This is a genomic window from Fructilactobacillus sp. X1R3C1 (assembly GCF_059901545.1).
This window is the reverse complement of record NZ_JBWXUT010000002.1, coordinates 250,648-275,265: the sequence shown is the minus strand read 5'-3', so window position 1 is coordinate 275,265 and position 24,618 is coordinate 250,648. Positions and strand designations below refer to the sequence as shown.

The following is a 24,618-nucleotide window of genomic DNA, read 5'->3' as shown; positions in this document are numbered from 1 at the left end:
GATGATCAAACAAAAACTTAAAAGAGTCAATAATTATCCCTGGGTAACGTACTTATTACTGTTCATCATGGTAGTTGTATATTTAATGATGACTTTAAGTGGTGGCTCAGAGAACACCGTTAATCTACTAAAGTTTGGTGCGCAATATAACCCCTTAGTAAAAGGTGGTCAGTGGTGGCGCCTAATTACTCCCATTTTTGTTCATATTGGTTTTCAACATATTTTAATTAATGGAATCACTTTATATTATTTGGGGAAATTAATTGAACCAATCGTTGGTCATTTAAGATATTTTGTCATTTTTATGGTTGCAGGATTTTGTGGAAATTTAATGAGCTTCGCGTTTGGAAGTGGAATTTCAGCAGGATCCAGTACCGCTATTTTTGGATTATTCGGTGCCTTTTTGATGATTGCTTTTCAGTATCGTGGTGATTCATTTGTCAGAAGTACTGCAAAGACGTTTATTCTTTTTGTGGTAATTAACCTTGTATTTGATATCTTTACGCCTGGTATTGATATTTTTGGTCATATTGGCGGATTCATTGGTGGTTACCTGATTAGTTTTGTTGTAGGATTAAAGCACAATATCAATTTAAATAAAATTATGAGATTATTTTATGCAACCGCTTTAATTATTGGTATAATAATAATGTACTATTTAGGTTCTGTTCGTTGACACGTTGTACATAGTTAATTTAGGATGATGATTAAAATGACAACTCTATATGATGTTCAACAACTGTTAAAAAAATTTGGAATATATGTATATGTCGGTAAACGACTTTGGGATATTGAAGTAATGGCCTTAGAACTCGACCATCTTCATGATGCTCATGTAGTTAGTGATCGAGAGTTTACATCCGCAAAACTAGTATTAACACGTGAACACAGGATTGAAGAAAAAAACTTAAAATCTAAAAATGAGACGGGAGGTCTATAGAATGGCAAAGAATTTGATTGGAATTGACTTAGGTGGTACCACTACTAAAATGGCTTTTTTGGACGAAAATGGTGAGGTTCTTGATAAATGGAGAGTACTCACTGATACTAGTGATAAGGGCGCTCACATCGTTGAGAATATTGTTAAGTCAATCAACAAACATATCGAGGATTCTGACAAAACCATTAATGATTTTGTTGGAATTGGAATGGGAACACCAGGAACTGTAAACCGTGAAAAGGGGACAGTTTCCGAAGCTTTTAACCTTAACTGGAAAGATGAACAACCAGTTCGAGAATTGATTCAGAATGGGGTTGGATTACCATTTCAATTAGACAATGATGCCAATGTGGCTTCCTTAGGTGAATACTGGAAGGGTGCAGGCAGTACTGAAGACGACGTAGTCTTTGTTACGTTAGGAACTGGAGTTGGTGGTGGAGTCATTGCTAACGGTAAACTCCTTCATGGTGTTAATGGTGGAGCAGGTGAAGTTGGACACATTGCTGTTCAACCAAATGGTTATCTTTGTACCTGTGGCAAAAGGGGTTGCTTAGAACAGTACGCTTCAGCAACTGGAATTGTTCACGTAGCTAAGGATATGTCTAAAGATTTTAAGGGACATTCACGGTTAAAGGATCTCGAAAATACTGATGAAAAAATCACTTCAAAAATGGTTTTTTACCTAGCAGATAATGGCGACATTTTTGCTAATCAGGTTGTGGATAAGATTTGTTTTTACCTTGGATTAGCCTTATCTGATATTGGGAATACTTTGAACCCAGCAAGTATCATTATCGGTGGTGGAGTTTCGAATGCTGGAAACACTTTGCTTCAACCAACTACTAGATATTTCCAGGAAAATGCCTTTCCATCAATTAGAGATTCAACTAAAGTTAAATTAGCTCAGTTGGGTAATGATGCTGGGGTAATTGGTGCAGCTTCGTTAGCATTACAATTTAGATAAAAGTATTGGAGAGATTTTAATTGAGTAGTGTGATAGTTTCAGTTCTTTATTTTCTGATCACTCTAGGAGTGGTTCTGTTAATTTGGTGGTTATACCACGAATTTACTATTTTAATGGCCAAACGTTATTGTAAGTTTTTAAATGAAGATGAATTTCAAAGTGGGATTCGCAAATCGCAAGTTATTGACTTACGTGAAAGTAAAGCTTTTAATGATGGTCATATTCTTGGTTCAAGAAACATGCCATATTCAACTTTTCGAAGTTTTTATCAAGAACTGAGACCAGATCTACCAGTTTATTTGTACGATCAGAATAAGACTTTGAGTATGAAAGCTGCCAAATTCCTTCACAAAAAGGGTTTTAAAAATATTTCAATTCTTAACGAGGGTTACCAGCGATGGGATGGCAAAATTAAAAAGGGTTAACTAAAAAGAGAACTCGATCGAGTTCTCTTTTTATTATTAATAATTAACTTAAATGAGCTGAATGACTTTTTCTGTTTGCTCTTTTACGGTTTTCATTAATTTTGGACTCTTGTTCCTCCATTGGTTGAACCACCGTTTTCTTGAATGAAAGCCAAACTCCTGCAGCGATTCCAATACATGCTGCAACTCCCGTAGTAAATCCTTGTGTAAATTTACTCATAGTCATTGCCTCCTTTTTTATTATCTACTTGTCTATTATGCGTTATTTGCGCTAATATATCCAGTATAGAACATCATTAATTAGGTGAATTTATGAACAAATTATTAGCGATTGTTGGTCCAACGGCTGTTGGAAAAACGGACTTGTCAATTAAAATTGCAAAACAGTTTAATGGAGAAATTATTTCTGGCGACTCAATGCAGGTTTACCGTCATCTAGATATTGGTACTGCCAAGATTTCTCGAACGGAGCAGCAGGGAATTCCTCATTATTTAATAAACATCATTGATGTTAACGAACAATATTCGGTGGTTGATTTTGTTGAAGCTGCTGAAAAATTAATTAAGGAAATTACGAATCGAGGGCATCTTCCAATTATTGTTGGTGGCACTGGATTTTATCTTAATTCACTCTTAAGGGGATTAAATTTAGGAAGTAAGAATGATCCTGAAATTAGAGCAACATTGATTAATGAACTTAACGAATTTGGTCCAATGAAAATGTGGGATAAATTAAATCTGGTTGATCCTGTAACGGCATCAAAGACACCTATGCAAAACACACGACGCATTTTACGGGCTCTCGAAGTATACCTTGTTAGTGGAAAGCCAATTTCCAAGCAGGATAATCAGGGACAGCAGTATGATGAGTTGATTGTGGGACTTAATACGCGTCGTGATGTCCTATACCAGCGGATTAATCAACGAGTAGACCAGATGATGGAAAACGGGTTAATTAAAGAAAATAAATGGCTTTTTGAAAATGGTGGGAGTAAAATTCCTGCTAGTAAGGGAATTGGGTATCGAGAATTCATCCCTTATTTCAATGGTAACGAAAGTTTGGATCGAGTAGTAGAAGATGTTAAGCAAGACTCAAGACACTACGCTAAGAGACAACTAACGTGGTTTAGAAACAAGATGGACGTTACTTGGTATGATTTAGTTCAACATCCCGAAGAAATTACTCAAATTAAACAACAAATTAAGGAGTGGCAAAACAATAATGGATATTAACAAAATGGTTTCGGACACAGTCAACTTATATCGGCAGTTAGATGCTAAGAATCAAACAATTTGGAAACCTGGAACTCATGTTTCAAGTTCTTATGTTTCTTTAGACATTCACTTTTCTGAATTGGCTAAAAATTCTGGGATGCTTAAAACGGACATCACTAGTTCTGAGAATAATCGTGACAACCAGCTCGAAAGTTACATTAGGACTTTCAGGGATTTTTTGCTAATTGCTAACCTACAAAGTTGGGTGGATGTGATTACTGTGGATGATGAGATGTTAAATAAGTTATCAGGAATGAAAAAGACTGACGACCTTAATTCTTTGTATTTGTCGATGCTGAATATGTTACTAAAAAGTTATTATGAGAAAAGCAAGATTGGATATAAGCACGCTTGGACTTTATTCTTAAAGTTCGGCATTGTTGATTTAGGCTTTAGCCCAGATACAATCATCGATAGATTTAATAGTCTACTGCAAGATGATTTAAAGCTGGTTTTAAATGATCATTAAATCAAGCAATGTACTAAAAACCATTGACTTATAGTTCGATATTCAATATAATTATTCTTGTTGTTTGAGTTTATGTCGCAGTAGCTCAGCTGGATAGAGCAACGGTCTTCTAAACCGTAGGTCGAGCGTTCGAATCGCTCCTGCGACATCTCGAAAAAAGGGCACACGCTTAATATCTGGCGTGTCCTTTTTTTATTTGACTTATAACATTAATTTTTATATACTTATGATGTTGTAATTGTGGACTTCCACAGCTACAACCGCTCAGTTTGAGTTTTAAAGCCCAGTGGGCACTTAATACTGGCGAGTCTAAGCAAATTATAAGGAGGTGCACTACATGTACGCAATTATTGAAACAGGTGGCAAGCAATACAAAGTTTCTGAAGGTGAAGCCATCTTTGTTGAAAAACTTGATGCTAACGAAGGTGACAAGGTTACTTTTGATGATGTTGTCTTTGTTAGTGGCAAAACCCCTAAGGTTGGTTCACCATTAGTCAATGGTGCTTCAGTCGAAGGAAAAGTTGATAAGCAAGGTAAGGGTAAGAAGATCCGTATCTTTAGATACAAACCTAAAAAGGGTGCTCAATCAAAGAAGGGTCATAGACAACCTTATACTAAGGTTACTATCAACAAGATTAACGCTTAAGTCGTATGATTAAAGCTACATTTGATTTAAATCATAATTTAATAACTGGATTTAAAGTGACTGGCCACGCTGATTCTGGTGAGTATGGGCATGATATCGTCTGTGCAGCAGTATCAGCGTTAGCAATTTCTTCTGTGAACGGGTTAATTACCGTTTGTGACATTGATCCATATGTAGAACAGGATGAAAAAAATGGAGGATATCTCCAAGTTAAGATTCCGGTTGAACATTTGAATGATGTTAAGGTCCAAACGTTACTTAAAAGCTTTATGAATGGACTTATGGATATTTCAAAACAGTATTCGAATTACGTTGAAGTAAAATAACACTTTTAATTTGGAGGTGTAAACGCATGTTAAAAATGAATCTACAATTTTTCTCTCACCATAAAACCGGTGGTTCATCATCTAACGGTCGTGACTCAGCTGGACGTCGTTTAGGGACTAAAGCTGCTGATGGCTCATCAGTAACAACTGGTACAATTTTATACCGTCAACGTGGAACTCATATCTATCCAGGTAAGAACGTTAAACGTGGTGGAGATGACACATTATTTGCTTTAGTTGATGGGATTGTTCGTTTCGAACGTTTAGGTCGTGACAAACGTCAAGTTTCTGTTTACCCTGAAGCAGAAGTAGCAACTAAGTAAATCCAAAGAGGCCTAGCGTTAATGCAGGGGTCTCTTTTTTTATCAATATCGTAACTTGCTTTTACGTGATCGATATTGATATGATAGGAACATAAATATGTGGGAGGCATGAAAATGTCAATTTCAATTGTAAAAGTAAAAAATGGTATGACCATTCAAGCTGACAATAACATCTGGAAGATTGTTAGTTTTCAACACGTAAAGCCCGGTAAGGGTGGAGCATTTGTTCGTACTAAGTTAAAGAATTTAAGGACGGGAGCCGTTCAGGAAAAGACTTTCAGAGCTAGTGCTAAAGTTGAAAAAGCTAACATTGAAACCAAAAAGATGCAATACCTCTACGATGATGGTAGTGGCCTTGTCTTTATGGACATGGATAATTATGAACAACTAACGATTCCAAGAGAGCAAGTTAAAGAAGAAATGAACTACTTACAAGAGAATATGGAAGTTCAAGTTATTCAGTATGGCGGTGAAACTCTGGGAGTTGAAGTGCCTAAGACGGTCACACTTGAAGTAGCGGATACTGAACCTGGAATTAAGGGTGATACTGCTTCTGGTGGATCAAAACCTGCTACTATGACCACTGGTTTAACGCTTCAAGTTCCATTCTTTGTAAATAAGGGTGATAAGTTAGTGATCAATACTGATGACGGTACTTACATTTCTCGGGCATAATGGTCAGAAGGATCTGATTGTGTAGCCAATTGGGGGTTATATTATGGCAGCAGACGAAAGTTTCATTACACTCGACAATAAGAAATCAGACCTAGGGTCGATTAAAATTGCACCTCGTGTGATTGAGGTCATTGCTGGAATTGCGGCCGTGCAAGTTGAAGGTGTTAACCGGATGCGTGGCAGTTTTTCTTCCAGTGTTAACGAATTATTTGGAAGAAAAGAGCGCGGTAAGGGTATCAGATTAGCAATTGAAAATGGCAAATTGAATGTTGATATTTTTGTATACCTAAATTACGGGGTTTCGGTTCCTAAAGTTGCTTTAGAGATTCAAAACCAAGTAAAACAACAGTTGTTGTTTATGACTGACCTTCGTATCGGTTCCGTAAATGTTCACGTTGAAGGAATGATTCCTCCAAAGAGTACTGGTAAAGTTGATACTGATAAATTATTCGATAATGAGGATAAAAAGTGAAAATAAGTCGACATCAAATTAGAGAGTTAGCTTTTCAAACCCTATTTGCGATGGAAAGTAATGATGCTGTTGAACCAAGTGAATTTTTTGATTATCTTACAAATGAAGATGTAAAGGCACCAGAATATTACTTGGAAATTGTTAATGGGGTAAGAGAGCATAAAAGTGAACTTGATAAGATCATCACGGATCACTTAGCGAATAAATGGTCGATTGATCGAATTAGTAAAGCTGACCTGATTATCTTAAGAATTGCGCTGTATGAAATTAAGTATGAAGAAGCAACGCCAAATAAAGTTGCCATTAATGAAGCTTTAGAATTAGCTAAAAAGTTTTGTGATGATAAGTCACGAAACTTTATTAATGGCGTTTTAGATAGTGCGATTGAAAAATAAGAACCCGTGATGGGTTCTTATTTTTTTACATTTAGCTAGAACAAAAATAATATGCTAAAATTGTACTAATAATAATGTATCGGGAGATGTTTTCGTGGTTAGCATAATTGATGGCAGAAAGGTTGCAAGAGACCTGAACTTAAAAACAAAAAAGCGAGTTTTTCAACTAAAACAAGCTGGAATTACTCCAGGATTAGCGGTAGTAATCGTTGGAAATGACCAGGCAAGTCAAAGATATGTTCGAAGCAAAGAAAAAAAGGCAACAGAGTTAGGCATCTATTCCGTTAAGAAAGCTTTACCTGAATCAACCACGCAAGACGAATTGATCCAAATTGTGAGAAGTTTGAATGAGAACCCTGAAATCAATGGAATCTTAGTTCAATCGCCACTTCCTGATCATATTAACGAAGACAAAGTGATTGAGGCAATTGATCCTACAAAAGATGTGGATGGTTTTCATCCCGTTAATGTCGGCAAGTTATTTCTTAATCTTAAGGAGAATTACCCGGTTGCATGTACTCCGAAGGGCATTATGACTTTACTATCGGAGTACCATATTGACTTAGATGGTAAAAACGTTGTGATTGTTGGCCGTAGTTCAATTGTTGGAAAGCCAATGTTAGCTTTGATGATTAACGCCGATGCAACTGTGATTGACGTTCATAGTCACACTGATGATGTTTCAAAGTACACGAAGCAAGCTGATGTAGTTATTTCAGCGGTCGGCAAGTATGCCATATTAAATGATGATGATTTTAAACCAGGTGCCGTTGTTATTGACGTTGGTCAAAATATGGATGAGAATGGTAAATTGGCTGGCGACGTCGAATACAAATCAAAAAGTGACAATATCGAATATATCACTCCGGTGCCGGGTGGCGTAGGACCAATGACAATCGCAACCTTGATGCAACAAACGGTTGATATGTGTGAATGGAGCAAAAAGAGTGGCAAGTAAATATTTAACTGTATCAGCTTTGACACAGTATATCAAAAAGAAATTTGACGTTGATCCATACCTAGGACGAGTTTATCTTACCGGTGAAATCTCCAATTTTCGCTTGCGACCAACTCATCAATATTTTAGTTTAAAGGATGATAACTCAAAAATTAACGTTACCATGTTTAAATCAGCCTTCTCTAAGATTAAATTCATGCCAGAGGAGGGAATGAAAGTCCTTGTTACTGGACATGTTTCCGTGTATGAAAAAACCGGAATGTATCAGTTTTATATTGATCACATGGAACCGGATGGAGTGGGTCAACTTTATGAAGCCTACGAACAGTTAAAAAATAAACTTGCCAAAGAGGGCTTGTTTGAGGAAATTCATAAAAAACCTCTTCCAATGTATCCTAAGAGAATTGCCGTAGTCACGTCTCAAAGTGGTGCAGTTATTAAGGACATCATCACCACCGTTAGACGGAGATTCCCGATTGCTCAAATTGTTTTGTTTCCAGCAGCTGTTCAGGGTGAGAATGCAGCAAGTGAGATCGCTCATCAAATTAACCGAGTCAACGAAATTGGCGGATTTGATACTCTTATTATTGGTCGTGGTGGTGGTTCTATTGAAGATTTATGGCCATTTAATGAAGAAATTGTAGCAAGAGCTATTTATAATAGTAAAATTCCAGTGATTTCATCAGTTGGACATGAAACTGATACAACGATTGCTGATTTAGTTTCTGACAAACGGGCAGCAACCCCGACCGCAGCTGCTGAGTTGGCAGTTCCTGTGCTTAGTGATGTAATTCTTGATTTAAAGACTAAACAGACTAGGATTTATAACGCCATGGATAACATTTTGGCCCGTTCGAGGTCACAATACGATAAAGTAATGAATTCTTACGTTTTTAACCAGCCCGAACGTCTTTATGAATCCTATGTCCAGCAATTAGATACTTTAAATACCAAACTGGGTACTAACATGAAAGATTTACTAAATCATTACCATAATCAACTTCAAGCTTATTTAGAACAACTAAAATTAAACTCACCGGTTCATAGCATCAATGCAAACCAAAAACAGGTTAATTATTATCTTGAATCGATGAAAAAGTCCGTTCAAGTGATTTTGAAAACAAAACGGACTCAGTTAAATTCAAACGTCAGTGCACTCGACCATCTAAGCCCGCTACGTTTAATGAGTTCTGGATATGGGATGGTTACAAACGATCATGATAAATTAGTTAAGTCGGCTAAGGATTTAAAAAAGGATGAACACATTCGTATTCAGTTCAGTGATGGAAGTGCTAGTGCAACCGTTGATCATGTTGGACTTAAAGGAGACAGTAAATAATGGCAGATAAAAAACCAACTTTTGAAGAAAATATGGATAAATTAGAAGAAATTGTTAATCAACTTGAACAAGGAGACGTACCTTTAGAAAAAGCCCTTTCAGAATTTAAAGATGGAGTTGAGTTAAGTAACGAAATGCAAAAGACACTTTCAAATGCACAAAAAACGCTTACTAAAATGATGGATGACAGTGATAATGAAATCCCATTTGATCGTGATCAACAAGGTGGAGACAGTGATGACACCCAATAAACAAACTCTTTCAGAATTTAAAGATAAATATATTCCGAAAATCGATCAAACTTTAGAAACAAACATTGATAAGTCGAGCTCGATAAAATTAATTGTAGATGCCATGAAATATTCTTTGATGGCTGGTGGAAAACGATTACGACCATTATTGACGTTAGCCACCCTAAAAACTTTGAATTACGAAGTTGACGAGTCCACCATTAAAACCAGTTCTGCGGTTGAGTTAGTTCATACCTATTCTTTAATTCATGATGATCTACCAGCCATGGACAATGATGATTATCGTCGTGGTCAACTCTCCAATCACAAAAAATTTGGCGCTGATATTGCAACTTTAGCTGGAGACGGATTGTTGACGTTAGCGTTTAACTGGCTTTCAAGAGCTGATTTGTCAGCTGTAAAAAAAGTTCAATTGATTCAGTTATTGTCCCATGCTGCTGGTCCAGACGGAATGGTAGCTGGTCAAACTGTAGATGTTAGTTCAGATAACCAACATTTGAATCTGGATGAATTAATGCATTTACATAGAAACAAAACAGGTGAGCTGTTTCATTATTGTGTTATAGCAGGAGCGACCATTGCTGATGCTGATCAAGCAAGTCGGAAATGTTTATCTGCGTTTGCTTGGAATTTTGGGCTAGCATTTCAAATATTTGATGATATTAAAGATGCTCCTAACCTTGAAAATCAGGATGATGTTGATAAAAATACGTATGTAAATTTGTTGGGAATTAATGGAGCAATTCAAAAATTAGATGAGACTGTTAGTAAAAGTCAAGAGGCATTAAGTAAGTTGCCGGATGAATTTTCACCCGATTTGTTAGATTCATTTTTATCTTATTTTGTGGTGAAAAAGTGAGGTTATAATGGCAAAGGATAAAGAGCGGGTTGATGTCTTACTTGTCAAGCAAGGATTGTTTGACACACGCGAAAGGGCAAAAAGAGCCGTCATGGCTGGTGAAGTACTTGGAAAAAATGAACAACGCATGGATAAGCCTGGGGTGAAGATTCCAGTTGAAACCAAGCTGCATTTAAAGGGAAATGCACTTCCCTTTGTCAGTCGGGGTGGATTAAAATTAGCAAAAGCACTCAAAAGTTTTAATATTAGTGTTCGTGATAGAATCGTTTTGGACATCGGATCCTCCACCGGTGGATTTACGGATGTAATGTTACAAAATGGAGCTAAATTGAGTTACGCCTTAGATGTTGGGACAAACCAATTAGTTTGGAAGCTTAGAAACGACCCTCGTGTTGTTGTAATGGAGAATACTAATTTTCGGTACAGTAAACCAGAAGATTTTACTTGTGGAGAACCTAGTTTCGCCTCAATTGACGTTTCTTTTATTTCTCTTAAATTAATTTTAAAGCCCTTAAAATCAATTTTAGCTAAAAATGGGGAAGTAGTGGCATTAATAAAACCCCAGTTTGAGGCTGGTCGTGGAAACGTTGGTAAGCATGGCATTGTAAGGGACAAAAACGTGCATAAACAGGTGATTAATAACGTCATTCAGTTTGCGACTGAGGCTGGTTTTTCTGTTTTAGGACTTGATTTTTCTCCCATCAAGGGTGGTGAAGGGAATATCGAATTCTTGATTCATCTAAAGTCATCTGATGACCCTGAAGTAGGAAACGATGTTGCAGTTGAAGGTGTCATGGATCGGGCTTATAAAAGTTTAAATAATTAAGAAGGTGAGAAGTTGTTACAGGAAATTTCAATCAAAGACTTTGCGATTATTGATCAATTGGAAGTTAATTTTTACTCAGGGATGACAGTTCTGTCAGGAGAAACTGGTGCAGGAAAGTCGATTATTATTGATGCCGTTGGTCTACTTGCTGGTGGTAGGGGATCGTCTCACTTTATTAGAAAGGGTGCGAACAAATCAATTTTACAGGGAATGTTTGCTATTCCTAAAGATGGTCTTACTGCTCATGTGTTGGATAAATTTGGGATCGAACATGATGATGATACGGTAATTTTACAGCGTGAATTATATCGTAATGGCCGCAACGTATGTCGCATCAATGGTATATTGGTGAATACAAATACGCTAAAAAAAGTTGGCGAAACTTTGGTTGATATTTATGGACAAAATGAACATCAAGCGCTGATGCAACCTGATAAGCACATTGGGTTACTTGATGAGTTTGCTCGCGACAGCCTCAAACCTACGCTTAAGCTTTATCAGGAACAATATGAAAAATACCTTAAATTAAAGAAAGAATTAAATAATAAAAATAAAAATGAAAAAGAATGGGCTCAACGCATTGATATGCTTAAGTACCAGGTAAATGAAATTGAAACGGCTGATTTAACGGATGGCGAAGAAGAAGATCTGATAGCCGAAAGGGATCGTTTAAATAATTTTCAAGCCATTAGCGATAGTCTAGGAAGAAGTTTTAATGATATTAATGGTGATGAAAGTATTAGTCCGATTGATATGATCGGGGATGCCATGAATGCTCTTGAAGATTTAGAACGGTTAGATGATGAGTTTAAGTCAATTTCTGAGAATGTTAAAAATGCTTATTATACGCTGCAAGATGCTTCTGGAGAGATTAGTAATCAGATGGATAATTTGGAGTTTGACCCTGACCGATTGAACGAAGTTGAGCAACGCTTAAATACTATTTTTGAGTTAAAACGAAAATACGGTGATTCGATTAAACAGATTTTAAAGTATTACGATAAAATCTCTGGTGAATTAACTGATATGGAGACGGATGAAAAGAGTGGCAATAATTTAGAAGAACGCTTCAATGCTTCCGTCAAAGAATTAAATAAACTTGGGAAAAAGTTAAGTGATATTAGACATCAGCAAGCCGAAAAGTTAACGGATGAAATTCATCAACAATTAGCTGATTTGTACATGGATAAAACGCAGTTCGAAGTTCGTTTTTCCAATTTACCTAAAGATACTTTTAATCGAAATGGAATTGAAGAAGTTGAGTTTTACATCCGAACGAATCCGGGTGAGGACATGGCACCGTTATCCAAAATTGCCTCAGGTGGTGAACTTTCTCGAATTATGTTAGCTCTTAAAACGATTTTTTCCCGCGTCCAAGGAGTAACTTCAATCGTGTTTGACGAGGTAGATACGGGGGTTTCGGGAAGAGTGGCTCAAGCAATTGCTGATAAAATTAGTGCAATTGGTAAGAAATCCCAGGTTTTGTGTATCACCCATCTGCCACAGGTTGCCGCCATGGCTGATAATCATGATTTCATCTCGAAGCATGTTGATTCTAATAATCGAACGGAAACTTCGGTTCAACCCTTATCAGGTGAGCAACGAGTTAAGGAACTTGCTAGAATGTTAGCAGGAACCACAGTTACTAAGTTAACCATGGAACACGCTTCTGAACTTTTAAACTTGGCCAATCAACAAAAAAGACAAAAAATTAAATAGCATTCATTTTATCTCTTATTGATTAATTGATTTATAAATTGCATAATATATATAAAGAAGTTACGAAAAAGGAGCGGTTTAAGTGAGTGAAAGAGGAATGTTAATTGTTCTTTCTGGTCCAAGTGGAGTGGGGAAGGGAACGGTTAGAAAAGCCCTTTTTAATGAGCCTGATGTCGATTTCAAGTATTCAATCTCGATGACTACCAGAAAACCCCGTGAGGGAGAAGTTAACGGGGTTGATTATTACTTTGTTTCAAAGGATCAATTTGAACAGAATATTAAAAATGGTAAGATGCTGGAGTATGCTAAGTATGTTGACAATTATTATGGCACCCCGTTACAATACGTAAACGAGACATTAGATTCAGGAAGAGATGTTTTTCTGGAAATTGAAGTTAATGGTGCCATACAGGTGCGTGCCAACTGCCCCGATGGAGTTTTTATTTTCCTAACTCCACCTGACATTGATTCACTTAGGGATCGTTTGGTTGGCCGTGGGACTGATGATATTGAGGTTATCAACAAACGAATTGAAAAAGCTTCTAAGGAAATCCGAATGATGCAAAACTATGATTATGCAGTTGTGAATGATAAGGTTTCAAATGCGGTAGACCGAATTAAAACAATTGTTAAAAGCGAACGTTTAAAGGTAAACCGCGTTATGCCAAATTATCTTAATAAATTAGGAGATGAAGTTTAATGTTTATTTATCCACCACTTGAAGATTTATTGCAACACGTTGATTCAAGATATTCGCTCGTTATGTTAGCCAGCAAAAGAGCTGAAGAACTTGATCAAGGTGCGAAGCCATTGCTTTCCCATTATAAGTCAGTAAAATCAGTTGGAATGGCGTTGGAAGAAATTGCTGCCGGCGTGTTAACCATCGCTCCAAAAAGTAAGTAAGAAAGGACTTTTGTGATGAATCTCATCACAGGGTCTTTTTTTATTAAATGAATAATAAGGGATGTGTAGTATAATTAATAAGAAATACTTTGGAGGGTATAATTTTGTTAAACGGGAAGCAAATTGTCTTATTTGTATCTGGTAGCGTTGCTGCTTATAAGGCACTTTATTTATTGAGACTTTTAAAAAAGAATGGTGCTAGTGTCAAAGTTGTAATGACACCGTTTGCCAAACGATTTGTCTCGAAATTAACTTTTCAAGTTTTATCGAAGAATGATGTCTATGATGATCAAAGTTATTTTGATGACTCAACAACGATTAATCATATTGGGCTAGCTAAATGGGCCGATTTGGCAATTGTTGCCCCAGCTACCGCTGATTTTATTTCTAAAACAGCAAATGGGATTGCGGATGATTTTGCAAGTACGACTATGTTAGCCATGGAGTGCCCCAAGTATTTTGCGCCAGCAATGAATGATGTCATGTTAAAAAATCCAGCTACCCAAAGAAATCTTCAAAGATTAAAAGATGATGGTATCGAATTTATTGAGCCACAAGTTGGTCCACTAGCCGAAGGATATTCAGCTCTAGGTCGACTTGCTGAACCAGAAGAAATTTATCAGTTTGTGGTTAGTCAATTAAGTGATCATGATGACCAACCTCTTTCTGGGGTTAATATACTAGTAACTGCTGGTGGTACTAGAGAACCAATTGATCCGGTTAGGTACTTATCAAATAATTCATCAGGAAAGATGGGATATGCAATTGCTGAGGTTGCTAAAGAAATGGGGGCTAAAGTGACACTTGTAAGTGCCAACAGTCAGTGCCAGATTCCAGATGGTGTGAAAGTTATCAAAGTTAGTTCTGCTGATCAACTGGAGCACCAGGTACAACGCTTATTTTCAGATAATCAGGTTTTGATTATGGCTGCTGCAGTTAGTGATTTTAAACCTGCTCATGCGGAAAAACAAAAAATCAAGAAGAATCAAGACCATGATTCTTTAGATCTCCATCTAATTAAGAACGATGATATTGTTGCAAAAGTGGCACAACAGAAGAACCCTAATCAGGTGGTGGTCGGTTTTGCGGCCGAGACCAATGATCCTCTTAAAAATGCTAAGCAAAAGTTGATGAAAAAGAAATTAGATCTAGTGGTATTAAATGATGTTTCCAATTCATTAATTGGTTTTAATAGTGATGATAATCAGGTTTCAATCATCTCAAAGGATGGTTTGGTCAAAAAGACAGAAGTTGAGTCTAAATTAAAAGTTGCTAGTGAAGTGTTAAATGTCGTTGTTGACCTTTTATAGCTAATCTGTAATATGCAAGAATGGAAAGAAGGGGTAATTTGAAAATTGCAAAAGTGATTGTTGATGTTCCGACCATGCAAACAAATGTACCCTATTCATACTTAATTCCTACTGGATTAGAAGATCAACTGAAACGAGGCATGAGGGTCATTGTTCCATTTGGGAATGGAAACAGAAAAGTTGAAGGTTTTGTCGTTGATATTACAGATGAGAAACCGGACCAGCTTAATCAACTCAAAAAGATTGATAGTACCATGGATTTGAGCCCAGTGTTGAACGACGAAATGATTGAACTTTCTAAGTGGTTGGCTGATACAACTTATTCTTTTCGAATTAGTTGTCTTTTGACCATGCTTCCTAATGCGATGAAGGCAAGATATACAACCTATGTAAAAGCAACTGGAAATCTTGCCGATCAAGAGCTTAATGATAAGTTTAAAGACCAGAGTATGGTTCCGTTTGACACGGAGCATTTTAATAGTACTGAGATGGGAAAACTTGCTAAGTTGCGTAAGAACAATAAAATCCAAGTGATTTACAAAGTTCAAAATGAAGCCAAAAAGAAAACGGAAACGGCCATTTTAAATCAATTAAGTGATTTTGGTCAGGCAAAAAAACAGCTTCGTAAGAATGCCACTTCTCAATTAAACTTACTTTCTGTTTTAGAGCACCATACTGATCAACCAATTATTCAGACCCACCTCGTTAATGATCTTAAAATATCCAATTCAGCGATTAGCAGTTTTGAAAAGAAGAATTGGATAAAAAAAGTTCAGGTTGAGAAGTATCGTGATCCGTACAAACATGATATTACAATTGATCAACCAAAAAAGTTAACCGTTGATCAAGCACATGCCGTTCGTGAAATTGATCGTTCCATTGAAGCCCATCAAAATGAAACCTATCTACTTGAAGGAGTAACTGGATCAGGTAAGACTGAGGTTTATCTTCAATCCATCCAAAAGGCTCTGGATTTAGGTGAGACGGCGTTGATGTTAGTTCCAGAGATTTCTTTAACCCCCCAGATGGTTAATCGAGTTAAAAATCGGTTTGGTAATCAAGTTGCTGTAATTCATAGTGGTTTGTCAACTGGGGAAAAGTATGATGAGTGGCGTAGAATTAATAATGGAAAGGCAAAGGTAGTAGTAGGGGCAAGATCAGCAGTTTTTGCTCCTCTTTCTGATATTGGGATTATTATTCTTGATGAGGAACACGATACAAGTTACAAGCAGGATGATAATCCGCGTTATCACACGCGGGATGTTGCCATTTGGCGTGGCAATTATCATCATTGCCCAGTCGTACTTGGGAGTGCAACACCTTCGCTTGAGTCAAGGGCTCGTGCTGGAAAGGGAGTTTATAAATTTTTACGCCTTCCCGATCGCATTAATCAAAGGCGTTTACCAGAAGTTTCAGTTGTTGACATGACCAGAGAAGAAGAGACTCATGATGGAATCTTTTCGCACCAATTACTTAGTGCGATTAAGCAAAGAATTGAAAAGCACGAACAAGTGGTGTTAATGCTTAATCGACGAGGATTCTCATCTTTTCTGATGTGTCGTGATTGTGGCTATGTTTTAAAGTGTCCCAACTGTGATATTTCTTTGACGCTTCACATGGATTCTCATACGATGAAGTGTCACTACTGCGGATTTGAGGAACCAATTCCTAAGTATTGTCCCAACTGTCACAGTAAAAATATTCGTTACTTTGGTACTGGAACTGAAAAGGTAGAGCGACAATTACATGAACTCATTTCAAAAGCACGAGTAATCAGAATGGATGTCGATACAACCCGGAAGAAGGGCTCTCATGAGAAGTTGCTTCGTGAATTTGGTGAACATCGTGCTGATGTTTTACTAGGAACGCAGATGATTGCTAAGGGACTGGATTTTCCGAATGTAACTTTGGTGGGGGTATTAAATGCTGATACCGGATTGGATTTACCTGATTTTCGGTCCAGCGAACGAACGTTTGATTTGTTAACTCAAGTTTCCGGACGAGCTGGACGAGCTGATAAGGATGGAGAGGTCATTATTCAGACCTATAATCCAGATAATTATGTGATTCAATTGGCTAAAGACCAGGATTATGAAGCATTTTATCAAAAAGAAATGCAATTAAGACATTTAGCTGATTATTCTCCATACTTCTTTACCATTAAAGTTTCAATTAGTTCACTAAATGAGAGGCAGGCGGCTAATGAATCTTATGAGGTTGCTAATTATCTTAAAAAGTCGCTTGATCAAACTACCATTATTTTGGGGCCAACCCCTAGGCCGATTGCTCGAATGAAAAAACGTTATTATTTCCAAATCATTATTAAGTACAAACGTGACTTAAAACTTAATGAAAGCTTAAAGCATATTTTACAAATATCACAAAAAGAAGTTAGAAAGGGTTTACGGATCGGGATTGATCCAGAACCAGTCAGTTTTATGTAGGTGAATTATTATGAAATCAATTGTATTTATGGGAACGCCTGAATTTAGTGTTCCAATCCTAAAAGCTTTAAATCAGAACTACAAAGTGTTGGCAGTGGTAACCCAGCCAGATCGACCGGTGGGACGAAAACATCAAATTGAAGAATCACCGGTTAAGAAAGCTAGTCAAGATTTGGGGTTACCGGTACTACAACCGCAAAAATTAGGTGGAAGTCCCGAAATGGAAGAAATTATTCAAATGAAGCCAGATTTTATTATAACTGCTGCATTTGGCCAATTTTTGCCGACTAAATTGCTTGAAGCAGCGCAAATTGCGGATATCAATGTTCATGGATCTTTACTGCCGAAATATCGTGGTGGGGCTCCGGTTCAATATGCCATTATGAACGGAGATAAAGAAACCGGAATTTCGATCATGTACATGGTCAAAAAGATGGATGCTGGTGACGTTTTAGCTCAACAACCTGTTAAGATTGAAAACACCGACGATACTGATAGTATGTTTAAAAAGTTGAGTTTAGTGGGACGTGACCTTCTCTTAAAGACTTTAAAAGAAGTTATTAATGGAACTGCACATTTCCAAAAACAGGATGAAGAGCAAGTTGTGTTTTCGCCAAACATTAAGCGAGAACAAGAAGAGTTAGATTTTTCTCAACCTGCTAGTTTGGTTGATGCAAAAGTCAGAGCGTTAAGACCCGATCCGACCGCATTTGCAATGGTAAATGGGAAACCAAATAAGATTTGGAAAACAACGGTTATTGATGAGCAGACTGATTTAGATCCTGGTCAGGTGGTTAGTAAAGATAAACACCATTTAAAAATTGCTGCTGGGAACGGAACGGTTTTGGGAATTGAAGAAATTCAACCGTCTGGGAAGCCAAAAAAATCAATTACCGAATATTTGAACGGCAACCAGAAATTAGAAATTGGAGATCAATTTATTGACAGAAAATAACTCAAGTAATCCACGATACTTAGCCGTAAGAACACTAGAGCGTGTTCATGGCGGTGCATATTCTAATCTTCAAATCAACAATGTGATCGATTCTAGCACGATGAGTCCCAAAGATATTTCCCTGTATACTAATATCGTTTATGGTGTGATTCAGCACCGGTTGACGTTAGCTTATTATGTTGACCACTTAGTAAAAAGATCTGACAAACTTGATGGTTGGGTGAAAGAATTACTGTATACAGCAATTTATCAAATGCAGTATTTAGACAAAATACCAGATCGTGCGATTTTTGATGAATCAATTAAGATTGCCAAAAAGCGTGGGCATGATGGTATTAGACGACTTGTTACCGGAGTCCTTCACCACATCCAACGAAATGGATTGCCGCCAATTGATAAAATTAAAGACACTGCCACTTATGACTCAATCTTTTATAGTGTTCCGCTGTGGATTGTAAAGCAACTTAATGAGCAACTTGGTATGGATAAGACGGTTGATATACTTAAGAGTATTAATCAGCCAGCTAAGCAATCAGTCCGGGTAAACCATCGTAAGATTTCTGATGATGATTTAAAGAAGAAATTTGTCCAAGAGGGATATGAGGTTAAGAGTAGTGAAGTAGCTGATCATGCGCTTATCTTATCTGGTAAAAGTGCTAGTGGTAGTCCTCTGTTTAAAGAGGGTTTGTTTACGATTCAGGACGAAAGTGCCATGTTGCCAGTTCAATCCATGGACATTAGAAATGATGACTATGTACTAGATGCTTGTGCGGCTCCTGGTGGTAAAACCACGCAAATTGCTGAATATTTGACTACTGGTAAGGTTGAAGCTTTAGATCTGCACCTCAAAAAATTAACCAAAATTGAGCAAAATGCAGCCCGAATGGGTGTGAAAGATAATATTGAAGTTCATGCCATTGACGCTCGTAATGTTTCTGAATTATTTGGTGAAAGTACTTTTGATAAAATCCTGGTTGATGCTCCCTGTTCGGGACTTGGATTGATGAGGCGTAAACCAGAGATTAGATACGATAAGACACTTGATGACGTTTTACATCTTGTAAAGATTCAAACTGAAATTTTGAATGCTGTGGCACCAACACTCAAAGTGGGCGGACAGTTGGTATTTAGTACATGTACCATCATGAATCAAGAAAATAGTGAGAATGTCAGCAGGTTTTTAGATCAGCACCAAAACTTTAAACCGGTTTGGGTCAAGACAAGAAAAGACCTAAAGCCAAATCGTGATACAGATGCTTTAAAAATTTATCCAGACGACTATGATTCTGATGGCTTCTTTATCGTGGGCTTTCAGAGGATTCAATAGGAGATTAATGTGAGAAAAGGCAAGATTTATCAATCTTTGAGTGGGTTCTATGACGTTGAGTCCGATGAAAAAATGTACCGGACGAGAGCACGAGGGAACTTTAGAAAAAGAAATATTAAACCCATCGTTGGCGACCTGGTTGAGTTTGATGAAACTAATGTGAACGAGGGATACATTTTAAGGGTTTTACCAAGGTTTAATCAATTGGTTAGACCACTAGTTGCTAATACTGATCAAGCAATTGTAGTTAATTCAGCCATTGAACCTGCTTTTTCTTTCTCACTATTAGATAAGCAACTTGTGGCCCTTGAAAAGCAGAAGATTATCCCGATTATTTATCTTAGTAAGACTGACTTGTTAACGTCAAAAGCGCAGGTTGATTTTTTTAAAACGGTTGCGGCTGATTATAGGAAAATTGGTTATGAAGTTGTGTTGCCTGATAAAAAAGATGATGTAAATGCAGTGAGCGATGTTTCGAAGTTACTTCCTCACAAACAATCAATCGTAATGGGTCAAACTGGGTCCGGTAAATCAACGCTGCTTAACGAAATTGACCCTAAGTTAAAACTTAAAACTGGAGTCGTATCTAAGTCTTTAAGTCGAGGGAAGCATACCACTAGGAAGGTGTCTTTACTAACGGTAAATGGCGGCTTGATTGCTGACACACCAGGTTTTTCTTCTTTTGATACTTTGGAAATTAAGTCAAATGAATTAAAAAATTATTTTCCGGAATTTGTACGTGCTTCACCCAACTGTAAGTTTCGTGAATGTCTGCATGTTAATGAACCTGGTTGTGCCGTGAAAGCTGGGGTTGAAAGTGGTACAATTCTATCGAGCAGGTATGATGATTATCTGCAAGAATACCATTTATTAAAAGCACAAAAGCCAATTTATAATAAGAAAAGAGGAAATTAAACATGATTAAAGTTGCTCCTTCAATTTTAAGTGCGGATTACGTAAACCTACAAAAAGACATTGAAAAGGTCGATAAGGGTGGTGCGGAATTACTACATATCGATGTTATGGATGGAATGTTTGTTCCAGCGATTGCCTATGGTCCAGGCTGGGTCAAAGAGATTCGTCCCATTACTGGATTAACACTTGACTGTCATTTAATGATTGAGAATCCTGAAAGATATATTGATACTTTTGCTGATGCTAACGCAGATATTATTGGGGTTCATGTTGAATCAACTCCCCATATTCATCGTGCTCTTCAAATGATTAAAGATAAAAACGTTAAAGCTGAAGTCGTAATTAATCCGGGAACCCCAGTGGAGATGATTAAGCCAATCTTGTACATGGTTGATCAAGTTCTTGTGATGACTGTTAATCCCGGATTTGGTGGTCAAAAGTTTATTCCTGAAACGATTAGTAAGGTTAGAGAATTAAATAAATTACGTGAAGAAAATGATTCATATTCCTATGACATTGAAATTGATGGTGGAGTTAACAATAAGACGGTGGTTGACGCCTATAAAGCTGGCGCAAACGTCGCTGTAGCTGGTTCATATGTTTTTGATGCAAAAGATCCTGCTGCTCGTATTCAGGCTCTTAAGAATGCTACTAATTTTTAGTTATGAATAAGGTAAATGTCGTTGTTGGGGGACCAATTGAGTTATGGCCATCTAACTTAAAGACTAAAAAAATAAAGGGTCCTTTCATTGGGGTTGATCGAGGAAGCTTACGACTAATCAAATTGGGCATTATTCCTGAATACGCTGTTGGTGACTTCGATTCGGTTTCAGATTCGGAATTTAAAATAATATTACAAAAAGCCAAGCACGTTATTCGGGTTGATCCGGTAAAAGATGAGACTGATACTGAATTGGGTATCAGGACCGCTGGCAAGTATTTTCCTAAGCATGAGATTGATATTTATGGCTTTTCAGGCGGCCGTCTTGATCACTTGCTGACCAATTTTTTGATGGTCTTAAAGCCAAATATTAAACCCTATCTTTCAAAGCTGAGACTCATTGATAGTCAAAATGTAATCCGATACTTTCTAAGTGGGTCGTATCATATTAAGAAAATCACTGGAATGAAATATTTAGACTTTTGTCCTCTGTTACCAATGCATTTAACGCTTAGTGATGAAAGATATCAATTAAATCATCATTGGGTGGGGTATCCAACTTCTTATTCAAGTAATGAATTTGTTGGAGATAGTGCTTCGTTTGTTTTTGATGAAGGAGTATTGATGGTGATTCAAAGCCGAGACTAAAAAACAGTACAACCATTGAATGGTTGTACTGTTTTTTAATTAATTAATTAAAATAATAATGATTATAATCTGGTAATCTTACCAGATTTTAAAGTTCTGGCACTAACCCAAACACGTTTGGGTTTACCATCAACTAAGATGCGTACCTTTTGTAGGTTTGGCTTCCAACTTCTTCTTGATGAGTTTAAAGCGTGAGAACGACGATTGCCGAAATGAGTTCTCTTACCATTAATTTGATCCTTAGCCATAATATCCCTCCTTACTTTGGAATTCTTTTATATTCAATAGTTCACCTAAATAACTTACCATAATACCGTCATAAATGCAAAGTTTCTTTCAAGTAAATGTCCTTGACACCATGATTCATGTTTTTGTTTTATAATGGGGTGTGGTAACATTAGATATCGTTATGAGCTCGAAAGGATAAGGGGGATGCAAACGATGGCTGTAAAGTTAAACACTCAATATGGATCAATTGATATTGATAATGATGTAATTGCTACAGTAGTCGGCGGTGCCGCAACTGATAATTATGGAGTTGTTGGCATGGCTAGCAAAAACCAATTTAAAGATAATATGAATGAAATTCTTCGAAAGGATAGTTACTCAAAAGGAGTAGTTGTCAGAGAAGTTAACAAGAAAGTTCAAGTTGACGTCAACGTCATTGTGAGTTATGGAACCAAGATCTCTGAAGTTTCTCGTAATGTTCAGTCAAAAGTTAAATATAATTTGGAATCGATGTTAGGGATTAATGCGGATTCAGTAAACGTAATTGTTCAGGGTGTTAAGGTTATTAACGACTAGTGGTTTGAGTATAAGGAGGATTTGATAATAGTGTCATTAACTAAGATTACTACTAAAGAGTTCGACCAAATGGTTCAAGCCGCCGCGGTCGTTCTTAATAATAATACGGATTTTATTAATTCGTTAAATGTTTTCCCAGTTCCAGACGGAGACACTGGAACGAACATGAGTTTGTCATTATCAAGTGGGGAAAGTTACGTCGATAAATCAAATGATGATACGATTGGCGGTAAAGCTTCTGCACTTGCTAAGGGGCTATTAATGGGAGCTCGAGGTAACTCTGGTGTCATTATGTCTCAGATTTTCCGTGGTTTTGCAAAAAACGTTGAAGGTAAAAAGGATCTTGATGCTCAAGAATTTGCAGATGCTATTATCGCTGGAGCTAAGACTGCTTATAGTTCGGTCATGAAGCCCACTGAAGGGACCATCTTGACGGTAGTTAGACTAGCTGCTAAGGCTGGTGAAAATACTGCTTCAGATACTGATGATGTTATAAAGGTAATGGACTCAATTCTTGATGCTTCTGAGAAAGCTCTTAAAAAAACTCCAGATCTTCTCCCAGTATTAAAGCAAGTGGGAGTGGTGGATTCTGGTGGACAGGGATTGGTATTTGTTTTTCAAGCTTTTGATGATGTTTTAAATGGTCGAAAGATTGAAGATAAAGGCGAACATCAACCTAATTCTGAAGAAATGAACGAAATGATTGATGTTGAGCATCATAAGAGTGCTCAAGGTAAATTAAACCCAGCAGACATTGTTTATGGGTATTGTACCCAAATTATGGTGCGAATTGGGAAGGGAAAGCAGGTTACCCAGAAATTCGACTACGATACTTTTTATAACTATCTGGCGAAATTAGGGGACTCACTTTTGGTTATTAATGATGATGAAGTGGTTCGCGTTCACGTTCACACGGAGCATCCTGGCAAGGTCTTATCGTGGGGACAACAATTTGGTGACTTAGCAACCGTTAAAGTTGATAACATGCGACTGCAACAAGAATCAATCATGGAAAGCGATGAAAAAGCTCAAAAGACCGATGATTTAAAGGAAGAAAAAGAGCATAAAAAGCCGCGTGACTTAGCAATTATTGCGGTGGTTGCGGGAGCAGGTTTAGAGAAGCTCTTTAAGAGCTTAGGAGTAACTAACATCATTAGTGGTGGACAAACGATGAACCCTAGTACGCAAGATATTGTTGACGCTGTTAATAACAGTAATGCTAAAAAAGCGATCGTTCTCCCTAACAATAAGAATATTTTCCTATCGGCAGAGCAAGCCCAGGGAATCACAGACATTCCGATGGAAGTTGTCCACACCAAGACAATCCCACAAGGATTAACCGCGATGTTCTCATTTGATCCTGATAATACTTTTAAAGAAAACCAGACCCAGATGGACGACTCTTTAGATACCGTTAAAAGTGGCCAAGTGACGACTGCTGTTCGTGATACAAAGATTAATGGAATGGACATTAAAAAGGGTAGTTACATGGGAATTATTGATGGAGACATTCAGGTCCTTGGTTCTTCTTTAGATGATGCAGCTATTAAGATGCTGAAAAAAATGTTAGATGATGATAGCGAAAACGTTACGATTATTTTTGGAAAAGACGCTGATCAGGATGATGCTGATAAAGTTTCGAATGCTGCCTTATCAGTGGACGATGAATTAGAAGTTGAGACTCATGAGGGGGATCAACCAGTTTATCCGTTGATTATTTCCGTTGAATAGGTAATATTATATAGATAGATACTTAATAAGACTGCTAGTCCTTGTGGATTAACAGTCT

At 37.2% G+C, this 24,618-nt stretch carries 31 protein-coding genes, 1 tRNA gene and 1 other annotated feature; of the genes, 30 read left to right on the top strand and 2 right to left on the bottom strand.

The window, feature by feature from the left end:
• The first annotated feature begins 1 nt into the window (after window position 1).
• The 4 genes from AC6UD8_RS03595 to AC6UD8_RS03580 are packed head-to-tail and all read left to right on the top strand — an operon-like array spanning window position 2 to window position 2,329.
• Window positions 2–676: a rhomboid family intramembrane serine protease gene (locus AC6UD8_RS03595; RefSeq protein ID WP_500699514.1), complete on the top strand. Its 675-nt coding sequence runs from the start codon at window positions 2–4 to the stop codon at window positions 674–676.
• A 36-nt stretch (window positions 677–712) separates the two neighbouring features.
• The gene (locus AC6UD8_RS03590) at window positions 713–940 is read left to right on the top strand and encodes a YqgQ family protein (protein WP_010021549.1); all 228 of its coding nucleotides are present in this window, start codon (window positions 713–715) and stop codon (window positions 938–940) included.
• Between the two features lies 1 nt (window position 941).
• Window positions 942–1,904: an ROK family glucokinase gene (locus tag AC6UD8_RS03585; protein WP_500693686.1), complete on the top strand. Its 963-nt coding sequence runs from the start codon at window positions 942–944 to the stop codon at window positions 1,902–1,904.
• A 20-nt stretch (window positions 1,905–1,924) separates the two neighbouring features.
• Window positions 1,925–2,329, top strand: coding sequence for a rhodanese-like domain-containing protein (locus AC6UD8_RS03580; RefSeq protein WP_500696736.1), 405 nt, complete (start codon window positions 1,925–1,927; stop codon window positions 2,327–2,329).
• A 43-nt stretch (window positions 2,330–2,372) separates the two neighbouring features.
• Here AC6UD8_RS03580 and AC6UD8_RS03575 read toward each other — a convergent pair whose 3' ends face one another.
• Complete coding sequence (locus tag AC6UD8_RS03575) at window positions 2,373–2,549, bottom strand: DUF3042 family protein (protein WP_500693688.1); 177 nt, start codon at window positions 2,547–2,549, stop codon at window positions 2,373–2,375.
• A 92-nt stretch (window positions 2,550–2,641) separates the two neighbouring features.
• On the opposite strand from AC6UD8_RS03575, the gene miaA reads away from it, so the two are divergent.
• From miaA to AC6UD8_RS03455, 24 genes are all read left to right on the top strand, one after another.
• The gene (miaA, locus tag AC6UD8_RS03570) at window positions 2,642–3,562 is read left to right on the top strand and encodes a tRNA (adenosine(37)-N6)-dimethylallyltransferase MiaA (protein WP_500699513.1); all 921 of its coding nucleotides are present in this window, start codon (window positions 2,642–2,644) and stop codon (window positions 3,560–3,562) included.
• The gene (locus AC6UD8_RS03565) at window positions 3,552–4,073 is read left to right on the top strand and encodes a hypothetical protein (RefSeq protein WP_500693690.1); all 522 of its coding nucleotides are present in this window, start codon (window positions 3,552–3,554) and stop codon (window positions 4,071–4,073) included. The genes miaA and AC6UD8_RS03565 overlap by 11 nt, the downstream gene beginning before the upstream one ends.
• 74 nt (window positions 4,074–4,147) lie before the next feature.
• Window positions 4,148–4,221, top strand: a tRNA-Arg gene (locus AC6UD8_RS03560).
• Window positions 4,222–4,321: 100 nt separating this feature from the next.
• Window positions 4,322–4,394, top strand: a sequence feature (ribosomal protein L21 leader region).
• Window positions 4,395–4,410: 16 nt separating this feature from the next.
• On the top strand, window positions 4,411–4,719 hold the full coding sequence (rplU, locus tag AC6UD8_RS03555; protein ID WP_500699512.1) for a 50S ribosomal protein L21: 309 nt from the start codon (window positions 4,411–4,413) through the stop codon (window positions 4,717–4,719).
• Window positions 4,720–4,724: 5 nt separating this feature from the next.
• On the top strand, window positions 4,725–5,045 hold the full coding sequence (locus AC6UD8_RS03550; RefSeq protein ID WP_500693692.1) for a ribosomal-processing cysteine protease Prp: 321 nt from the start codon (window positions 4,725–4,727) through the stop codon (window positions 5,043–5,045).
• Window positions 5,046–5,071: 26 nt separating this feature from the next.
• Window positions 5,072–5,368 (top strand): 50S ribosomal protein L27, encoded by a 297-nt coding sequence (gene rpmA / locus AC6UD8_RS03545; protein WP_010021538.1) that lies wholly within the window; start codon window positions 5,072–5,074, stop codon window positions 5,366–5,368.
• A gap of 114 nt (window positions 5,369–5,482) precedes the next feature.
• Entirely contained in the window at window positions 5,483–6,043 is a 561-nt protein-coding gene (efp, locus tag AC6UD8_RS03540) for an elongation factor P (RefSeq protein ID WP_039143941.1), read from the top strand.
• Between the two features lie 43 nt (window positions 6,044–6,086).
• Window positions 6,087–6,515, top strand: a complete 429-nt coding sequence (locus tag AC6UD8_RS03535) for an Asp23/Gls24 family envelope stress response protein (protein WP_500693693.1) — start codon at window positions 6,087–6,089, stop codon at window positions 6,513–6,515.
• Entirely contained in the window at window positions 6,512–6,910 is a 399-nt protein-coding gene (nusB, locus tag AC6UD8_RS03530; protein WP_500699511.1) for a transcription antitermination factor NusB, read from the top strand. The genes AC6UD8_RS03535 and nusB overlap by 4 nt, the downstream gene beginning before the upstream one ends.
• Window positions 6,911–7,004: 94 nt before the next feature.
• On the top strand, window positions 7,005–7,868 hold the full coding sequence (locus AC6UD8_RS03525) for a bifunctional 5,10-methylenetetrahydrofolate dehydrogenase/5,10-methenyltetrahydrofolate cyclohydrolase (RefSeq protein ID WP_500699510.1): 864 nt from the start codon (window positions 7,005–7,007) through the stop codon (window positions 7,866–7,868).
• Complete coding sequence (gene xseA / locus AC6UD8_RS03520) at window positions 7,858–9,207, top strand: exodeoxyribonuclease VII large subunit (protein ID WP_500699509.1); 1,350 nt, start codon at window positions 7,858–7,860, stop codon at window positions 9,205–9,207. The genes AC6UD8_RS03525 and xseA overlap by 11 nt, the downstream gene beginning before the upstream one ends.
• Complete coding sequence (locus AC6UD8_RS03515) at window positions 9,207–9,458, top strand: exodeoxyribonuclease VII small subunit (RefSeq protein WP_500693697.1); 252 nt, start codon at window positions 9,207–9,209, stop codon at window positions 9,456–9,458. Before xseA ends, AC6UD8_RS03515 begins: the two co-directional genes overlap by 1 nt.
• Window positions 9,445–10,317 carry a polyprenyl synthetase family protein gene (locus AC6UD8_RS03510; RefSeq protein WP_500696732.1) on the top strand — a complete coding sequence of 291 codons (873 nt, stop codon included), beginning with the start codon at window positions 9,445–9,447 and terminating at the stop codon, window positions 10,315–10,317. The genes AC6UD8_RS03515 and AC6UD8_RS03510 overlap by 14 nt, the downstream gene beginning before the upstream one ends.
• Window positions 10,318–10,324: 7 nt before the next feature.
• A complete protein-coding gene (locus tag AC6UD8_RS03505) occupies window positions 10,325–11,143 on the top strand; it encodes a TlyA family RNA methyltransferase (protein WP_500699508.1) in 819 nt (272 codons plus the stop codon).
• A 12-nt stretch (window positions 11,144–11,155) separates the two neighbouring features.
• Complete coding sequence (gene recN, locus AC6UD8_RS03500; RefSeq protein ID WP_500699507.1) at window positions 11,156–12,862, top strand: DNA repair protein RecN; 1,707 nt, start codon at window positions 11,156–11,158, stop codon at window positions 12,860–12,862.
• 82 nt (window positions 12,863–12,944) lie between these two features.
• On the top strand, window positions 12,945–13,562 hold the full coding sequence (gmk, locus tag AC6UD8_RS03495) for a guanylate kinase (RefSeq protein ID WP_500699506.1): 618 nt from the start codon (window positions 12,945–12,947) through the stop codon (window positions 13,560–13,562).
• Window positions 13,562–13,765 carry a DNA-directed RNA polymerase subunit omega gene (gene rpoZ / locus AC6UD8_RS03490; RefSeq protein WP_500693702.1) on the top strand — a complete coding sequence of 68 codons (204 nt, stop codon included), beginning with the start codon at window positions 13,562–13,564 and terminating at the stop codon, window positions 13,763–13,765. The genes gmk and rpoZ overlap by 1 nt, the downstream gene beginning before the upstream one ends.
• 104 nt (window positions 13,766–13,869) lie before the next feature.
• Window positions 13,870–15,075 (top strand): bifunctional phosphopantothenoylcysteine decarboxylase/phosphopantothenate--cysteine ligase CoaBC, encoded by a 1,206-nt coding sequence (coaBC, locus tag AC6UD8_RS03485; protein WP_500699505.1) that lies wholly within the window; start codon window positions 13,870–13,872, stop codon window positions 15,073–15,075.
• Between the two features lie 20 nt (window positions 15,076–15,095).
• Entirely contained in the window at window positions 15,096–17,519 is a 2,424-nt protein-coding gene (gene priA / locus AC6UD8_RS03480; protein ID WP_500699504.1) for a primosomal protein N', read from the top strand.
• Window positions 17,520–17,529: 10 nt separating this feature from the next.
• Window positions 17,530–18,474, top strand: coding sequence for a methionyl-tRNA formyltransferase (gene fmt, locus AC6UD8_RS03475; protein ID WP_500699503.1), 945 nt, complete (start codon window positions 17,530–17,532; stop codon window positions 18,472–18,474).
• Window positions 18,461–19,801: a 16S rRNA (cytosine(967)-C(5))-methyltransferase RsmB gene (gene rsmB, locus AC6UD8_RS03470; protein ID WP_500699502.1), complete on the top strand. Its 1,341-nt coding sequence runs from the start codon at window positions 18,461–18,463 to the stop codon at window positions 19,799–19,801. The genes fmt and rsmB overlap by 14 nt, the downstream gene beginning before the upstream one ends.
• 9 nt (window positions 19,802–19,810) lie before the next feature.
• Window positions 19,811–20,716, top strand: a complete 906-nt coding sequence (gene rsgA, locus AC6UD8_RS03465; protein WP_500699501.1) for a ribosome small subunit-dependent GTPase A — start codon at window positions 19,811–19,813, stop codon at window positions 20,714–20,716.
• Between the two features lie 2 nt (window positions 20,717–20,718).
• Complete coding sequence (gene rpe / locus AC6UD8_RS03460; protein ID WP_500699500.1) at window positions 20,719–21,378, top strand: ribulose-phosphate 3-epimerase; 660 nt, start codon at window positions 20,719–20,721, stop codon at window positions 21,376–21,378.
• A gap of 2 nt (window positions 21,379–21,380) precedes the next feature.
• A complete protein-coding gene (locus AC6UD8_RS03455) occupies window positions 21,381–22,025 on the top strand; it encodes a thiamine diphosphokinase (protein WP_500699499.1) in 645 nt (214 codons plus the stop codon).
• 62 nt (window positions 22,026–22,087) lie between these two features.
• Here the strand turns inward: AC6UD8_RS03455 and rpmB are convergent, their stop codons facing one another.
• Window positions 22,088–22,273, bottom strand: coding sequence for a 50S ribosomal protein L28 (gene rpmB, locus AC6UD8_RS03450; RefSeq protein ID WP_500699498.1), 186 nt, complete (start codon window positions 22,271–22,273; stop codon window positions 22,088–22,090).
• 193 nt (window positions 22,274–22,466) lie between these two features.
• Between rpmB and AC6UD8_RS03445 the strand changes: the two genes are divergently transcribed.
• Both AC6UD8_RS03445 and AC6UD8_RS03440 read left to right on the top strand, forming a co-directional pair.
• Window positions 22,467–22,829 carry an Asp23/Gls24 family envelope stress response protein gene (locus AC6UD8_RS03445; RefSeq protein ID WP_010021513.1) on the top strand — a complete coding sequence of 121 codons (363 nt, stop codon included), beginning with the start codon at window positions 22,467–22,469 and terminating at the stop codon, window positions 22,827–22,829.
• Window positions 22,830–22,859: 30 nt separating this feature from the next.
• Complete coding sequence (locus AC6UD8_RS03440) at window positions 22,860–24,560, top strand: DAK2 domain-containing protein (protein WP_500693712.1); 1,701 nt, start codon at window positions 22,860–22,862, stop codon at window positions 24,558–24,560.
• Window positions 24,561–24,618: the final 58 nt, after the last annotated feature.